14 protein-coding genes are annotated in these 14,778 nt (G+C 36.6%); 6 read left to right on the forward strand and 8 right to left on the reverse strand.

Annotated features, from left to right (window positions below):
- Nucleotides 1-387: 387 nt before the first annotated feature.
- The 7 genes from ACFOOI_RS00785 to ACFOOI_RS00815 form a co-directional block, all read right to left on the reverse strand.
- The gene (locus ACFOOI_RS00785; RefSeq protein ID WP_379833868.1) at nucleotides 388-801 is read right to left on the reverse strand and encodes a putative toxin-antitoxin system toxin component, PIN family; all 414 of its coding nucleotides are present in this window, start codon (nucleotides 799-801) and stop codon (nucleotides 388-390) included.
- Nucleotides 798-1,016 carry a hypothetical protein gene (locus tag ACFOOI_RS00790; protein WP_379833871.1) on the reverse strand — a complete coding sequence of 73 codons (219 nt, stop codon included), beginning with the start codon at nucleotides 1,014-1,016 and terminating at the stop codon, nucleotides 798-800. Before ACFOOI_RS00790 ends, ACFOOI_RS00785 begins: the two co-directional genes overlap by 4 nt.
- Nucleotides 1,017-1,112: 96 nt before the next feature.
- The gene (locus tag ACFOOI_RS00795; protein ID WP_379833874.1) at nucleotides 1,113-2,153 is read right to left on the reverse strand and encodes a hypothetical protein; all 1,041 of its coding nucleotides are present in this window, start codon (nucleotides 2,151-2,153) and stop codon (nucleotides 1,113-1,115) included.
- Nucleotides 2,154-2,159: 6 nt separating this feature from the next.
- Nucleotides 2,160-2,456: a hypothetical protein gene (locus tag ACFOOI_RS00800; RefSeq protein WP_379833876.1), complete on the reverse strand. Its 297-nt coding sequence runs from the start codon at nucleotides 2,454-2,456 to the stop codon at nucleotides 2,160-2,162.
- A 214-nt stretch (nucleotides 2,457-2,670) separates the two neighbouring features.
- Complete coding sequence (locus ACFOOI_RS00805; protein ID WP_379833879.1) at nucleotides 2,671-3,882, reverse strand: saccharopine dehydrogenase family protein; 1,212 nt, start codon at nucleotides 3,880-3,882, stop codon at nucleotides 2,671-2,673.
- Between the two features lie 768 nt (nucleotides 3,883-4,650).
- Entirely contained in the window at nucleotides 4,651-6,798 is a 2,148-nt protein-coding gene (locus ACFOOI_RS00810; RefSeq protein ID WP_379833882.1) for a xanthine dehydrogenase family protein molybdopterin-binding subunit, read from the reverse strand.
- A 2-nt stretch (nucleotides 6,799-6,800) separates the two neighbouring features.
- Nucleotides 6,801-7,262, reverse strand: a complete 462-nt coding sequence (locus tag ACFOOI_RS00815; RefSeq protein WP_379840163.1) for a (2Fe-2S)-binding protein — start codon at nucleotides 7,260-7,262, stop codon at nucleotides 6,801-6,803.
- Between the two features lie 71 nt (nucleotides 7,263-7,333).
- Here ACFOOI_RS00815 and ACFOOI_RS00820 point away from each other — a divergent pair, with 71 nt between their 5' ends.
- Genes ACFOOI_RS00820 through ACFOOI_RS00830 form a run of 3 tightly spaced genes read left to right on the forward strand, consistent with a single transcriptional unit; the run spans nucleotide 7,334 to nucleotide 9,507 of the window.
- Nucleotides 7,334-8,359, forward strand: a complete 1,026-nt coding sequence (locus tag ACFOOI_RS00820) for a threonine aldolase family protein (protein WP_379840164.1) — start codon at nucleotides 7,334-7,336, stop codon at nucleotides 8,357-8,359.
- The gene (locus ACFOOI_RS00825; protein WP_379833885.1) at nucleotides 8,359-9,135 is read left to right on the forward strand and encodes a hypothetical protein; all 777 of its coding nucleotides are present in this window, start codon (nucleotides 8,359-8,361) and stop codon (nucleotides 9,133-9,135) included. The genes ACFOOI_RS00820 and ACFOOI_RS00825 overlap by 1 nt, the downstream gene beginning before the upstream one ends.
- A 6-nt stretch (nucleotides 9,136-9,141) precedes the next feature.
- On the forward strand, nucleotides 9,142-9,507 hold the full coding sequence (locus ACFOOI_RS00830) for a cupin domain-containing protein (RefSeq protein WP_379833888.1): 366 nt from the start codon (nucleotides 9,142-9,144) through the stop codon (nucleotides 9,505-9,507).
- An 8-nt stretch (nucleotides 9,508-9,515) separates the two neighbouring features.
- Here the strand turns inward: ACFOOI_RS00830 and ACFOOI_RS00835 are convergent, their stop codons facing one another.
- The gene (locus tag ACFOOI_RS00835) at nucleotides 9,516-10,787 is read right to left on the reverse strand and encodes an aspartyl protease family protein (RefSeq protein WP_379833891.1); all 1,272 of its coding nucleotides are present in this window, start codon (nucleotides 10,785-10,787) and stop codon (nucleotides 9,516-9,518) included.
- A gap of 191 nt (nucleotides 10,788-10,978) precedes the next feature.
- Here ACFOOI_RS00835 and rlmN point away from each other — a divergent pair, with 191 nt between their 5' ends.
- The 3 genes from rlmN (at nucleotide 10,979) to ACFOOI_RS00850 (ending at nucleotide 14,777) form a co-directional block, all read left to right on the forward strand.
- Nucleotides 10,979-12,016 carry a 23S rRNA (adenine(2503)-C(2))-methyltransferase RlmN gene (gene rlmN / locus ACFOOI_RS00840; protein WP_379833894.1) on the forward strand — a complete coding sequence of 346 codons (1,038 nt, stop codon included), beginning with the start codon at nucleotides 10,979-10,981 and terminating at the stop codon, nucleotides 12,014-12,016.
- 104 nt (nucleotides 12,017-12,120) lie between these two features.
- Nucleotides 12,121-13,539, forward strand: a complete 1,419-nt coding sequence (locus ACFOOI_RS00845) for an inorganic phosphate transporter (protein WP_379833897.1) — start codon at nucleotides 12,121-12,123, stop codon at nucleotides 13,537-13,539.
- A gap of 176 nt (nucleotides 13,540-13,715) precedes the next feature.
- On the forward strand, nucleotides 13,716-14,777 hold the full coding sequence (locus ACFOOI_RS00850) for a hypothetical protein (protein WP_379833900.1): 1,062 nt from the start codon (nucleotides 13,716-13,718) through the stop codon (nucleotides 14,775-14,777).
- Nucleotide 14,778: the final 1 nt, after the last annotated feature.

Consider the following 14,778-nt stretch of genomic DNA (forward strand, 5'->3'; position numbering starts at 1 on the left):
TATTTATAATTAATCTATGGAAGGGACAAAAAAAGTCTTTTCATTTATCCATTAATTTGCTAATCATTATTCTTGTTTATATAATATTTTTTTTTCTTATGAAATATAAAGTTTGAAGCCAGACTATTACTAGCTTTTATTGAGAGGCTGAAATTTAACGAACTTGAAAAATAGATATTAAAAATTTGATTAAATATTTATCAGAAATAAAGCCCAGCTGTGCGAATGATATTTCCTTCGCATGTGCGTATTGCGGCTTGGAGCCGCCGAAATAAAATTCAAAGAAAAAATTATTATTGAAATAAATGAATGGTCAAAAAATATATGTTTTAAGTCGGTCAAAGACCGAAATACACACGTACGAAAGTCGGTGCACAGCGGGCTAAATCAATCAAAAGCTTCTATTAAAGCCAGAAAACCCTCCAAGTTAATAACCTTGACTTTTGGAAATGATATAGTTTTTAAAATATCAAAATGCCTGTCTAATGTTAGAATGTATTCGGCATTGGCTGAAATAGCCAAATCAGAGTATTTATTGTCGTCCATATCCTCAATTATTAAATTCCAGTAATAATAAATGTCGGATTCAATAGTATTGGGTTGTTTTAAAATCAACTCAATAATATTTTCTGAAATTTCGAAAGACATTTTTTTAGAAAAAATTTTAGCGTATTCATTTAAAATGTCTGTTGAAATGACGAGTTCAAATTTGCCTTGTCGATAAGCATCAAATATTGGCCTATAAATTGATTTTTTTGGGAGAATAGCCAAAAAACAGTTTGTGTCAATTACAACTCTCATTTTTTAGGGCTGTAAGGCGTTCGGTCATGCGACTTAGTCCACTCCGAAACTTTTTCATTTACATCCCATTCATTATTATTAAATAGTTCGTCTATTCCATCATCTACTTTTTGAGCAAAATAGTCTGCCAACAACTTTTTTATTTCGAGAAGTTGACTTTCTGGCAAGGGCCTTGAAAAAGTTTTCAATAATTCTAACTGAATATTACTTAACATATTGAAAGTGTTTTATAAACAAATTTAATATTTTTTGGTGCAATTTAGAGTGATACCTTTCATTTTTCTGTTGGCAAATTTAATTAATATAATGAATCACCCATTCTCCCGCTCCAAAATATGCAGGGTTTTCTTAGTGTCTAACATATAAATTTTATTGCCTGATACTTGTGGGCGAGAATTGCCGCCCATGCAAAACTTGCCGTTTGGTTTTAGGTCTATGTAATCAATGAGTTGCTCTTTTTTTAAATCAAATATGCCTACAATTGCCGAGCTCATGGATTTGCCAAATTCAGACGCGGCAAAGTAAATGGAGTCTCCTTGTAGCGTTGCTAAATATACTTGAATGTGAACATCCTCGGTTTTGAAAACCTCAGGAAGATATTTCTCTCTTATAACCTGAAAAGTACTTAAACTAAACTCCCACAGATACTCACCAATAATGCTTACAATACTGTTATTGGCTTCATAAAAAAGCAAATTGTTATTCATTTGATACTGAGTAAGCGGTACTGTAAACAATTTGCTGCCATCTGTAATGTCTAGACCTACCAATAAAGATTTAGGACTTTTAGGCATCTCACACACCACCACCAGCACCTGCCCAAACACCCCCAGTATTCTGCTCACCTTATCAGCCCCAAGCTCCGCTACCGAATATTGCCAGAGGGTGGTTTCGGTTTTTATTTCCAGATTGGTGAGTAAAGATTGATTATTCGTTGTATTGTAAATAATACTTCCTTTATTTTCATAGTTTTGAAAAAAATTATTTTTAATTTTTACTTCAAAGGTTTTTTTTAGAGTTTCTTTTGAGAAAAATTCAAAACTCCATATATATTCGTCAGTTTTTTCATCTTTGGAAATAACTGATGACTTTCCGAATTCATCTCCAATTGTATCAGAAAGAGGAAATATTTTACCATTTTGACTTAAAGATTTTCGATTAATTTCATATTTTTCGATTTCTCCATTCAGTTTATTGAAATAAATGTTTCCATCTGAAAAATATAAGTATTTTGTATCTTTTGAGATAATTTCATTATTAATCAAAATAGTATAATCTAGTAATTGTAAAACCTCCAAATTTTTATAGAGATAATATTTTTTTAGGTTTTTAATTTCATGTAAAATTTTCATTTTGAATTATTTAATATCTATAAATGAATAAATTTTAGGATTAAAAGTTTTAACCCAACTGATAAAATCAATTTTACTTCTTTTTTCAAAGTCTTCTTCAGATTCATTCAAAAGTATTGTTCCAAACAAAGTCTCACTCAGCCCCGCATTATTCCAAAAAGTATCGAAAATGGCATAGTCGCGGGCTTGGTAGAGTTTTTGGAAGGCATTTTTTATTAAAGTTGTATTTACGTTTCCTCGGTTTTTAAAAACATAGGCTAGGTCGTTTAACCGGGTAGTTGAGGTTGTGGTATAGTGGTACACTTAAATTTTATATTTAGTGGTTGTAAAAAATGTTTTCAAAAAAAAGAGCCTCTTAATTAAGTTTAGCTTCAGTTTTTGCTGAAAGACGCTTGTCAAACTTGAACCATTTACAAGTATACCAACTCTTCGTATTTAAAACAATTTCTTTTTTTTGTAAATCAAAAAAAAAGCCCTGAATGAATATTCAGAGCTCTTTCTATAGTTTTTTTACATCTCAATACGTATGAGGAAGTTCAATGTCCACTTTCTCGTTCCACGGTAAGCCGTGGGTGTTTAGTAGGTGCATAAATGGATCTGGATTGAGTTCTTCCACGTTATATACGCCTGGTTTCATCCACTCTTCGTTGGTTAGCATAAGCATGGCACCAATCATAGCCGGCACACCTGTTGTATACGAAACCGCCTGAGATTTTACTTCTTTGTAAGCCTCGGCGTGGTGACAGTTGTTCCATATATAGTACGTACGGTCTTTTCCATCTTTTATTCCTTTTATCTGACAACCGATGGAGGTTTGACCCGTATAGTTTTCTCCAAGAGATTCGGGTGCTGGCAATACCGCCTTCAAAAACTCAAGCGGCACTATGTCCATTCCTTGAAACTTGATAGGGGCGATGCTCGTCATTCCCACATTTTCTAACACTTGTAAGTGCGTGATGTAGGCTTGACCAAATGTCATCCAAAAACGTGCTCTTTTGAGTGTAGGGAAGTTTTTAACCAAAGATTCTAACTCTTCGTGATACAGTACGTATGATTCTTTCTCACCGATGTTTGGATAATCTATCGCTTTGTGAATCGACATAGCAGGTATTTCTATCCACTCGCCGTTTTCCCAATATCTACCCGGCTGGGTAATTTCTCTGATGTTAATTTCAGGGTTAAAGTTGGTCGCAAATGCCTTTCCGTGATCACCGGCATTACAGTCGATGATGTCTAGGTAGTGCATTTCATCAAAATAATGCTTGTTGGCATAAGAAGTAAAAGCCTGCGTAACACCTGGGTCAAAACCACAACCTAACAAGGCCATTAGGCCCGCTTCTTTGAAACGCTCCTGATACGCCCACTGCCAGCTATACTCAAACTTGGCCACGTCTTTAGGTTCATAGTTAGCCGTGTCTAAATAATGCACGCCAGTTTCTAGACAAGCATCCATGATGGTCAGGTCTTGATAAGGCAATGCCACATTTATAATCATTTTTGGTCCAAAGGCTTTAATTAAAGCCACTAATTCAGGAACCTTGTCGGCATCAACTGCAGCAGTTTGTATATCTACGCCATGCATTTCTTTGATATCGCCTGCTATTTTATCGCATTTAGATTTTGTGCGGCTTGCGAGCATTATTTCAGTAAAAACATCGGAATTAAGTGCACATTTGTGTGCTACCACTGTACCTACTCCTCCTGCTCCAATAATGAGAACTTTAGACATTTGTTTGAGGTTTGTTTTGATTTAATTGCAAAAATAAGAAATCAATGAGAAATGCACTATTAATTTTTTGGTTTCCTTGAAATCTACTTTTTATAAATAGTAAAAATGTATTAAAACTCTAATCCAAATTTCTTTTTTGGCATGAATTTTTATTCTTAAAAACTCCTTTTTTTATTTATAAAACGTATTTTTTTGTAATAGATAGCCTAAATTGCCTTGTTTTTGGTGAAAAAAAGTATAAAATTGACGCACATGATTTGGACTTTTTAAATAATCTACTAAATAATTTAAAGAGATTGATTATTAAGTGGTTACAAAAAAGTCGATATTTTTTGATTGTAATTGGATGGCATTAATTTTGCAACCGAATTACTAATACCTATTGATAATATACATGTCTAGAAAATCGAAAACAATACTTCAAAATATTGAGTTTGTGATCATTTTTTTATTTTTTTCTATCGTATTTTTAACCATGATTTTTGCTAAATAAGGTTTTACTTCATGAAATTCTAAGATGTAATATCTTAACACTTGTACTTTAAAAAATAAGAAAACAAACATTCATCAATGAAAATTAAAGAAAACAATGCCTTGTAAAGGTTTTTTGTGATTATTTAATCTGAAAAGTTCTACGTCCCAAAACTACTTTATGAAATTAGAACCAAATTTTTTGTGTTCAGAAAATTTCTACAAAAAAAGAGTTTAAAACAAAAAAGACAGGGCTTCTAATTGAGGCCCTGTCTTAACTATTCTATTAATTGTATCTTAAACCAAACTAAGTGGTAGTTTTCGTTCTCTTTTGCCGGTTAGGTTAAATATTGCATTGCCAATGGCCGGAGCTATAGGAGGGAGTCCTGGCTCGCCCACGCCACCTGGTTTTTCATAGTTTTCTACAATATGAATTTCCATTTCTGGTATTTCATTGTTTCGCAATACGTTATAGTCGTGGTAGTTTGACTGCACACATTGGTTGTTTTCAAACGTGATACCACCTTTGGTTGCCGCCGAAATTCCCATCACGATATTTCCCTCGGTTTGAGCTTTTACGTTGTCGGGGTTTACATACATACCGCAGTCAATCACCGATATTACTTTGTCTATTTTTATGCCGTCATCTGTTTTCGAAACAAACACACAAGCCGCTGAAATGGAGTCAAACGAACGAAAAACAGCGATTCCTCTGGCTTTTCCCTCTGGAAGTGGAGTTTTGTAATCTGCTTTTTCGGCCAGTAGGTTTAACACATTTGTAAATCGCGGGGAGTTTTTAAGTAGGCTTAACCTAAACTCCAAAGGGTCTTTTTTAGCTTCGAGGGCCATTTCGTCTATAAAACACTCTTGTCCCCAACCAAAGTTAGAGGCATAAACCGAACGCCACCAAACTACCGGAATACTCGTTTTTACACGAGAATACGAAACCTTATTTACTCCAAAGGCATATTCGTAGTTTTCTTGGCTTAGCTCTCCGCTCAGCCATCCGTCTGCCTGTGTAGGTTTTAAACCATTAAATACTTGGCCTAATATAGACTCGCCCACAGCCTGATGGTGGAATGCAGCACCTTTTCCGTTTTCTATTACGCCTTGCAGTTTACTTAGCATGGCAGGTCTATAAGGTCCTTGCGAAATATCGTCTTCTTTGGTCCAAAGTACCTTTACGGGCTTTTTGATTTTTCTAGAAATATCACATGCTTCGTTAAGGAAATCCATGTAGGCTTTACGGCCAAAAGAGCCTCCGAGCAAGGTTACGTTTATTTTCACTTTGTCTTCCGAAATTCCCAAATAGTTGGCCACTTGGCTAAGTGCTCCGTCGGGTCCTTGTATGGGTGCCCACACTTCTACGCTGCCGTCGTCTTTGACGTGTACAGTTGTATTTACAGATTCTATGGCACCGTGAGCCAAAAATGGCGTTTCGTAAACGGCCTCAAGTTTTTGGGTGGCGGCATTAAAAGTAGCATCAAAATCTCCTTTTTCTTCTGCTCTAACTCCCGGTTTTTTGGCGGTTTCGTAAGCCGCAGCAAAATATTCGTCTGTATTTTGATTTACATATTTGATTGTTTCTTCTTTCCACGTTATTTCCAAGGCTTTTGCCCCTTTTAAGGCAGCAAACTGCGTTTTACCTATCACCGCCACAGCGTCTACTTTGGTATGTGGCATGGCTCTTTCTATTTTTAATACGTCTAGCACACCCATTACCTTTCGAGCGGCAGCGTCATTGATAGAAACAATAGAATCGTGGATTCTTGGTGAGTGCACCACTTTGGCAAACACCATGCCTGGCAACTCGATGTCTATTCCATAAACGGCCTCACCAGTTACTCTGCTGGGCACATCCAAGCGTTTGTTGTATTTACCTAATATTTTAAAATCCTTCGGATCTTTTAGTTTTGGGTTTTTAGGCACTTCGTAGGTAGAAGCCAAGTCGGCCACATCGCCATAGGAGGTGCTTTTGTCGCTGCCAGTGAGGTAAATCATACCTTCTTTGGCGTAGCAGTTGGCGGCACTTACGTTCCATTTTTCAGCGGCGGCACGAATAAGCATTTCTTTTGCAGCGGCACCTGCTTTACGGAGTGGCATCCAAAGGCCACGTACTGAGCTACTTCCGCCAGACTGCTGACTTCCGTATTTGCTTCTGCCGTCTGACTGAATAATGTTTACTTTGTCTAGGCTAACCTCCAGTTCTTCGGCTATCAAGGAAGGTACCGCTTGGGTAGAGCCTTGGCCCATATCTGGTCGGCTGTTTACCAAGGTGATTTTGCCGGTGTTGTCTATTATTATAAATGGGTTAATTTCAAGAGCAAGTGCATTGCTATCTAGCTTTTTGAGTGGTGAAGCCGCCGAAACTCCCTGCAAACCAATACTTAGCCCTAAACCAGTTAGTCCAAGTTTTTTTATAAAATCTCTTCTAGAATCTGTCATTTTTAAAGCATTGTTGCGGCTTTTTTAATTGCCTTGTTAATTCTTTGGTACGTTCCACATCTACACAAGTTGCCATTCATGGCATTGGCTATGTCTTCGTCGTTGGGGTTTTTGTTGGTTGCCAAAAGTGCCACTGCTGACATAATTTGACCAGACTGACAATATCCACACTGCGGCACTTGCTCGTCTATCCAAGCTTGTTGAACTACCGAAAGTGTATTTTCTCCGATACCTTCCACCGTAGTTATTTTAGCTTTTTTAGCAATACTGCTTATCGGTATTTGACAAGATCTAACGGGTTGGCCGTCTAAGTGCACGGTACAAGCACCACATTGGGCAAGACCACATCCAAACTTGGTGCCTTTTAGGTTAGCCAAGTCTCTAATTGCCCAAACCAAAGGCATGTCGGGGTCAGCTTCTAGCTGATAGGTTTTTGCGTTAATTTTGAGTGTATATTTCGCCATTAGGTTGATTAGTTTTATCAAATTTAATAAATTAAGTTTATATGTCTATTTTTGGCAAAAAAATAATAGAGATGTCTTTAGATTTAAGAAGCGATACACTCACAAAACCAACTAAGGCCATGCTGGAGGCCATGTTTTCGGCGGAAGTGGGGGATGATGTTTTTGGAAACGACCCAACGGTAAATGCCCTAGAAACCAAAGTTGCCAATATGTTTGGCATGGAAGCATCGCTTTTTTGTGCGTCCGGAACTATGACCAACCAAATAGCCGTGAAAGTACACACAGGCAGCGGCACAGAAGTTATTTGTGATCAGCTTTCGCATATATATCTGTATGAAGGAGGCGGAGTGGCACAAAATGCCCATGCATCTTTAAAGCTATTGCAAGGAAATAAAGGTAGGCTAACCGCGGAAATGGTAAAAGGCGGCATTAACAATCCGGACGATATTCATCAGCCTTTGACTCGCTTGGTTTCTTTAGAAAACACCATGAATAAAGGTGGAGGAGCTATTTACGATTTCGCCGAAATAGAAAAAATAAAAGCAGTATGTGTTGAAAATAATTTGGCTCTACATCTCGATGGAGCGAGGCTATTTAACGCACTGGTAGAAACCAAAGAAACTTCGCTACAATACGGACAAGTCTTTGATTCTATCTCTATTTGTCTTTCAAAAGGCCTCGGTTGCCCAGTTGGCTCGTTGATTTTAGGCTCGGCTGATTTTATCAAAAAATGCAAAAGAGTGCGTAAATCTTTTGGTGGCGGATGGCGTCAAGCGGGGTATTTGGCTGCATCGGGTATTTATGCTTTAGACCACCATGTAGACCGACTCAAAGAAGATCACCAAAAGGCCAAGCTGATTTTGGAAATGTTAGGAAATTGTAATTTTGTGGAAGAATTATACCCGGCAGATACCAATATCGTTATATTTGAGTTAAATGAAAGCTATCAAGTGGCTGAGTTTATACAGGCTTTGGCACAAAAAGACGTTCATGTAGTTCATTTTGGAGGAAAGTTAATTCGAATGGTTACCCACTTAGATATTCCTTTTGAAAGTTTAGAGACATTAAGAACTGTCTTAAAATCAATTGAAAAATAATGCAAAAAATCGTTTTCTGTTTAATATTAATTGCGTGTTCTATCACCGTTTTTGGGCAAGAACAACCCAAAAACTCCATTAAGTTTAATGTGGTGGGGCCGCTTTCGCAGCTTTATTCGTTTCAGTATGAGCGTGCATTAAACGACAAGTGGGCGTTTAATAATACCTTCTTTTATCGGCAAAAATCTTTGATTCCTTTTGGTGTACCCATAGATACTTTGGCCAAAAGGCACGGAGTAGGTTTAACAGGCATTAAGTTTGAATATATTTTTATGAACGAAGCCCGAGTAGGCGTTATGGGCTATTCGCCAGAGATTAGAAAGTATTTTGGAGAAAACAAAAATCGCTGGTTTGTTTCTGTTTTTGGTCAGTTCGAGAAATTTGACATGACGGTTCCGGCATCTTTAGCCATTAAATATCAGGGGCTTTTCTTAGATGCCAAGTCTCCGGTTGATTTTACTTTCAGGGCTAATTCCATTGGTTTGTTGGTTGGCAAGCAGTTTCGTTGGAGCAACTTCGGCGTTGATTTTGTAATTATTGGGCCACACCTTGGCTTTGCCAATACGTTCAATGCAACTGCCACAAACGAGGTTTTGGGTAAACTTTCGGAAGACGAAAAAACGTATCTGAAAGATAAGATTATTGAGCGTTTTGGCCTTTCGAATAATTACTTTTCCTTAAATATTACAGACGAAAAAGCCGAAATAAAGTCAATTCGTAGCATTCCTTACTTTAGTATTAGAGGAGCAGGGCTAAATCTTTTTTACAGGTTTTAATTAAAAATGGATATAAAGAAAGTTAATTTACACGAAAAGTTTGATTCTTTTACGGAGCATTGGAGCCCTAAAATAGTAGGTGAATTAAACGGTCAACATGTAAAAGTGGCGAAGTTTAAAGGGGAGTTTGTGATGCATAAACACGAGCACGAAGACGAAATGTTTATGGTTATAGAAGGTGCTCTTCAGATAGAATTAGAAAATAAAACCTTACACATAAATGCGGGTGAATTTGTGGTTATTCCGAAAGGAACGCTTCATAAGCCAATAGCCTTAGAAGAGGTGAAAGTCTTGCTTTTTGAGCCAAATACGACTTTGAATACGGGGAATGTTGAAAATGAGTTTACAGTAAAAGACCTCGATATTCTTTAAAAGGTAGCCTAGATTACCCTTTTTAGTTTGAAGTAAATAAATTTAAGTTCGTTGTTTCGTCTTACAAAAAGTTCCACTTCTGAGCCTTCTTTGCTACTGAGTTTTCGATAAATGTCGTTGATATTTATTTCTTTGAAATGCTTATTATTAAAGAAAACTATTTGGTCGCCTACGATTACTCCGGCTTTGTCTGCTTGTGAGCCCGGACTTACAAATGTTACTTGAAATTCATCAAAATATTGACCTGCGGCTCTTATTTCCATGCCGCTCATGTCGTGTTCAAAAGTCTCCCTATATTTGCTTTTTATTGGCTTTAATACGATGTAACTGTCTCTATAGTTGAATGTTATCACGAATCGCCTCAGAAACTCACCGCCAATGCTCCCTTGTCTTACTAAGCTTTCGGTAGTGTCAAATTTTATACTAAATGAAAGGCTGTCAGGAAATGAGGCCAAAACCTCATTAAATTCATATTTACCAATCTTAATTTTTGAAATCCGCCCAATATTTCCATTGATATTACCGTTTAGACCTCGGCCAAGATTGGCTCTAATGACTTTGTCTGGCAGTTGGATATTGGTATTTTCTTGGGAATTTAATAATAACGCATGTCCAGCACCTGTATCTATTACTAACCTCAACGGTTTAAATGGGTTTGAGTCCTGAGCGAATGCTACGTCGTCCATATATGGTTTTGATTGTGTAACTACTATCGGGTAGCGTTCGCCTTGAGACTTGCGATATTTATATTTTGTGGGTTCTTTAAGTGTGAGTATGCGTTTGGCAAAATCTACTTTAATAACAAACCTAGAGAATAAATCATGCCCAAAAATGCCATGAATGGGTATTCCCATGTATTCAGATAACTTTAGGATATCTTCGTCTAAAACTACTAAGTTTTGGTGGTATGCCCGCACAAATCCGAGGTCCACTTCATGGTTTATAGAAACGTTAGCGTTAATGCCGTTTTTTTCTCCTGCCCCGGTTATTTTTACTGTCCTTACAAAATCTAAATTTAAGGTTTTGGCTAAGGTAGGGTCGGTAATGATAATAGAGCTGACTCCTGTGTCTAATATGAAATTCAGCGAATCTGAGCCGTTTATTTTGAGTTTGATTACAATTAGGTTTGAATATACTTCGAAAGGGATTTTAGAGGTTTTCTGAAAGCGGCCTTTAAAATGAAAGCCGAATTTTTCTGGAAGTTTTTGGGCAAAAGCAGTGGTGGTGTTCCAAAGTAAAAGCTGGAACGACATGAAAACCAGAAGTTGCTTTATTCTCATGTTAGAAATCTACTATTTATTCATGGAAATAACAAATAAATTGCCTGCTTTGTTTCACCTAATTTTAAGATGCGTTATTAGTGATTTTAATTAAAAAAAGGCGAAATTTGCATTTAGTTTTTTTCGAAGAAAAATATCAACGCCAAAACGTTTTGTAAAGCGGTGTTTTCGGAAAGAAAAAGAATAAGATTATGAAAAAGTTAGATTTAAGAAAACAGAAGTTAGAAGATATAAAGGTCTGGTTAAAAGAGCAAGGCGAACCTGCTTTTAGAGCTAAACAAATTTGGGAGTGGCTTTGGCAAAAAGCATGCACAGACATAGATTTGATGAGTAACTTGTCGCTAACGCTACGTGAAAAACTCAAAGAATCATTTGAAATATTGCCCGTAAAAGTAGATAAATTGCAAATTTCATCGGATCGTACGATTAAATCTGGTTTCAGACTGCATGACGGTCACTTGGTAGAAGGCGTATTGATTCCTACTGATACGCGGATGACGGCATGTATATCTTCTCAAGTAGGCTGTTCGCTGACATGTAAGTTTTGTGCAACGGGGTATATGAATCGCGAACGAAATTTAGATGCTGCTGAAATATACGATCAAGTTATTTTAATCAAAAAACAAGCCGAAGAAAATTACCAAGCACCACTTACCAATATCGTGTACATGGGCATGGGCGAACCATTGCTAAACTATGCGGCTATGATAGAATCGGCAAATAAGATTACTTCTGAAGAAGGCCTAAACTGGTCGCCGAAGCGTATTACGGTTTCCACAGCAGGAATAGCCAAGATGATTAAAAAACTGGGTGACGACGAAGTGAAGTTTAATTTGGCACTTTCGCTTCATGCGGCCAATGACGTGAAACGAAATCAGATAATGCCAATTAATGAGTCTAATAGTATTCAGAACTTAACGGATGCTTTAACTTATTTTTATCAAAAAACAGGCAATAAAATTACGTTTGAATATATTATTTTTCATACCTTCAACGATACTTTAGACGACGCTCGTGACCTACTTAAGTTTTGTAAAAGAGTGCCTTCTAAGGTCAATATTATTGAATATAACCCAATTAACGAGGCTAACTATAAAAATGCAGACCCAGAAGCAATAGATAAATTCGCTCAATATTTAGAGAAAAATGGGGTGATAGTAAACGTTAGACGAAGCCGCGGGAAAGACATTGACGCAGCTTGTGGACAATTGGCAATAAAGGAAAATTAACAATTTGATAATATTCAAAAGTATAATTTCAGTGAATTTTCGGAAATAAGTTGTCAATTTTGCGACTTCGAAGTGAAAAAGATTAAAAATTAATAATAAACCCTATGTTCGGATTAGAAACGGATATTTTTATTTTGCTAGCAATCTCCCTAATTGCAGCTTGTTTTTTTGAATTTATCAATGGTTTTCACGACACTGCAAACGCAGTTGCTACCGTGATTTATACCAACTCACTTAAACCTACTCAGGCCGTAGTATGGTCTGGAATCTGGAATTTCCTTGGCGTAATAACCGGAGGCGTTGGTGTGGGTATGAGTATTGTAAATTTACTGCCAGTCGAGCTCCTTCTTGACCAAAACGTGTATCATGCTGTGGCAATGGTCATGGCCATGCTTTTGAGTGCTATCGTTTGGAACTTCGGTACGTGGTATTTTGGTTTGCCATCTTCTAGTTCGCATACTTTAATAGGTGCTATCATGGGAGTTGGTTTAGGATACGCTCTTTTGCCTGAAAATACATCGGGAATTGTAGCTCTAAATTGGGATAAAGTAAAAGAGATTTTTTTCGGATTAATGATTGCTCCCCTAATCGGTTTTACATTGGCGGTAGTTCTTATGTTTGTTTTAAAAGTTTCAACCTCTAAAAAAACGAGAGAGCAGATTTTTTCTGAGCCTAAAAAGAACCAAACTCCTCCAACTTGGATTCGTGCTACCTTGATAACCACATGTACGCTAGTTAGTTTTTTCCATGGTAAAAACGACGGTCAAAAAGGAATTGGTCTTATGATGTTAATTTTGATTGGAGTTTTGCCTTCTTACTTTGCAATAAACTCAGCCCAAAATTTGAATAAAATTATTCCTGAAGTCCAACAAATAGAGCAAGTGATTTCTAAAATTGATACTACACATTTGGGTGTAAGTGAAAAAACGCACATTTCGGAAATCAAAGAAAATATTGCGGATTTACTTCCAATATTGGGCGGAAAGGAAAGTTTAAATACAACTAAATTACATTTGAGAAACGACATTTTGAAGATTTCGAGCAACGCTAAGAAAATCTTAAATGACGAAAGTGTAAGTATGAGCAAAGAAGATAGAGATATCCTAGCAAACCTAGCTACTAAAGAAGAAAAAGGAATTAGAAAAGCAACTGACTTTGCACCTTTCTGGGTTATTTTATTAATCTCACTTTCGCTGGGATTGGGTACTATGATCGGGTGGAAACGTATTGTAGTTACAGTTGGTGAGAAGATCGGTAAATCTCACCTGACCTATGCTCAAGGAGCTTCAGCTGAACTTGTGGCTGCGGTTACCATTGCTTTAGCCTCTGGATTTAAGCTTCCGGTTTCTACTACGCACACGCTATCTTCGGGTATTGCGGGTTCTATGGTGGCTTCTAAAGGTATTAAAAACTTACAAGCAGGCACTATCAAAAACATAGCAATAGCTTGGGTACTTACCTTGCCAGTTTCTATGATGCTATCTGCCGGTATGTTTTTGTTATTTAGGATGTTTTTAAGATAGAATTAAATCTTATTTTATATAAAGAATAGGTTACTTACTCGGTAGCCTATTTTTTTTTGCCTTAAAAAAAGAAAAAAGGATTTCTAGTCAGAAAAACTTATATTTTTGTGATTGTATAAAGCTTTAGTAGCCTTTTAAAACAAAACTGTCTTTTTTGAGAATTTAGAATTTTATTCATGCTTTCCAATATTTCTACGCCAACCGTACTTTTGCCCGAAGACTTAGATCAATATCTGAGTAAAGGATGGTTTAGAATGGGGCAGAGTATTTTTACCACAAATTTCCTGCATTTTAATAAAACCATCTATTCGGCTTTGTGGCTTAGGTATAGGCTTTTTGACTTTAACCTTAGTCCAAAGCAGCAAAAGCTGAGTAAGCAAAACAGTAGGTTTAGAATAGAAATAAGTAAACTAAATGTAACCGAAGAAAAAGAAGCTTTATATGCTAATTACAAATCAGGCATCACGTTTGAAACTTCAGGCTCGCTCGAAATGCTATTGGCATTAAACAAACCCAATATTTTTAACAGCCAAGAGATTTGCCTGTTTGACGACGACAAATTAATCGGAATGGGAGTATTTGATTTGGGGCAAAACGCCGCCCAAGGTATCGTTAGTTTTTATGATCCTTCATATAAAAAATATAGCCTAGGCAAATATTTAATTTTACAAAAAGTAATACATGCGAAAGCAGCGGGTTTAACCTATTTTTATCCGGGATATTATGCACCTGGCTATCCTAGTTTTGATTATAAATTAGATTTGGCAAAAGAACTGACCGAATACTACGACACTATTTATGACGTTTGGCTTAATGTGAGTGAGGCATCGCAAGTAGTTGAGCTACATAAGGTTATGTACCAAAATTTACTTTCGCTCAGTGAGCTAATGTTAGACTTTGGAATACCGCATGTGTTTTGGACGTACGATTTTTTTGATATAAACATGGTGTCTAATTTTAATGGACAAGGCTTGTTTGACTCTCCATTTTTCATTGAGTTATTCCAAAATTCAATGGGCCAAGTTGGGGTAATCTATTATGATTTAATAAAAGGAGCATTTGGGCTGATGGTTTGTAACAAATACTATCAAATTAATGAGCTCACAGAAGTAGAAGGACACTACAACCGATATATTTTGCGACCGCATAAAGTGATTTTTATGGAGCCTTCTGTAGATGGTTTTATGGATATACTTTTTGGGATTTTAGAAAAAAACAGAACAAATAATAAAATATAAC

It is taken from the genome of Lacihabitans lacunae (assembly GCF_042649125.1).
GTDB lineage: Bacteria > Bacteroidota > Bacteroidia > Cytophagales > Spirosomataceae > Leadbetterella > Leadbetterella lacunae.

Excerpts from the sequence above, each read along its gene's own strand:
- ACFOOI_RS00815 (WP_379840163.1), bottom strand. The coding sequence starts at position 7,262 with ATGGCGAAATATACACTCAAAATTAACGCAAAAACCTATCAGCTAGAA.
- ACFOOI_RS00790 (WP_379833871.1), bottom strand. The coding sequence starts at position 1,016 with ATGTTAAGTAATATTCAGTTAGAATTATTGAAAACTTTTTCAAGGCCC.
- ACFOOI_RS00805 (WP_379833879.1), bottom strand. The coding sequence starts at position 3,882 with ATGTCTAAAGTTCTCATTATTGGAGCAGGAGGAGTAGGTACAGTGGTA.
- ACFOOI_RS00825 (WP_379833885.1), top strand. The coding sequence starts at position 8,359 with ATGCAAAAAATCGTTTTCTGTTTAATATTAATTGCGTGTTCTATCACC.
- ACFOOI_RS00830 (WP_379833888.1), top strand. The coding sequence starts at position 9,142 with ATGGATATAAAGAAAGTTAATTTACACGAAAAGTTTGATTCTTTTACG.
- ACFOOI_RS00835 (WP_379833891.1), bottom strand. The coding sequence starts at position 10,787 with ATGAGAATAAAGCAACTTCTGGTTTTCATGTCGTTCCAGCTTTTACTT.
- ACFOOI_RS00810 (WP_379833882.1), bottom strand. The coding sequence starts at position 6,798 with ATGACAGATTCTAGAAGAGATTTTATAAAAAAACTTGGACTAACTGGT.
- ACFOOI_RS00845 (WP_379833897.1), top strand. The coding sequence starts at position 12,121 with ATGTTCGGATTAGAAACGGATATTTTTATTTTGCTAGCAATCTCCCTA.
- ACFOOI_RS00820 (WP_379840164.1), top strand. The coding sequence starts at position 7,334 with ATGTCTTTAGATTTAAGAAGCGATACACTCACAAAACCAACTAAGGCC.
- ACFOOI_RS00785 (WP_379833868.1), bottom strand. The coding sequence starts at position 801 with ATGAGAGTTGTAATTGACACAAACTGTTTTTTGGCTATTCTCCCAAAA.
- rlmN (WP_379833894.1), top strand. The coding sequence starts at position 10,979 with ATGAAAAAGTTAGATTTAAGAAAACAGAAGTTAGAAGATATAAAGGTC.
- ACFOOI_RS00795 (WP_379833874.1), bottom strand. The coding sequence starts at position 2,153 with ATGAAAATTTTACATGAAATTAAAAACCTAAAAAAATATTATCTCTAT.
- ACFOOI_RS00850 (WP_379833900.1), top strand. The coding sequence starts at position 13,716 with ATGCTTTCCAATATTTCTACGCCAACCGTACTTTTGCCCGAAGACTTA.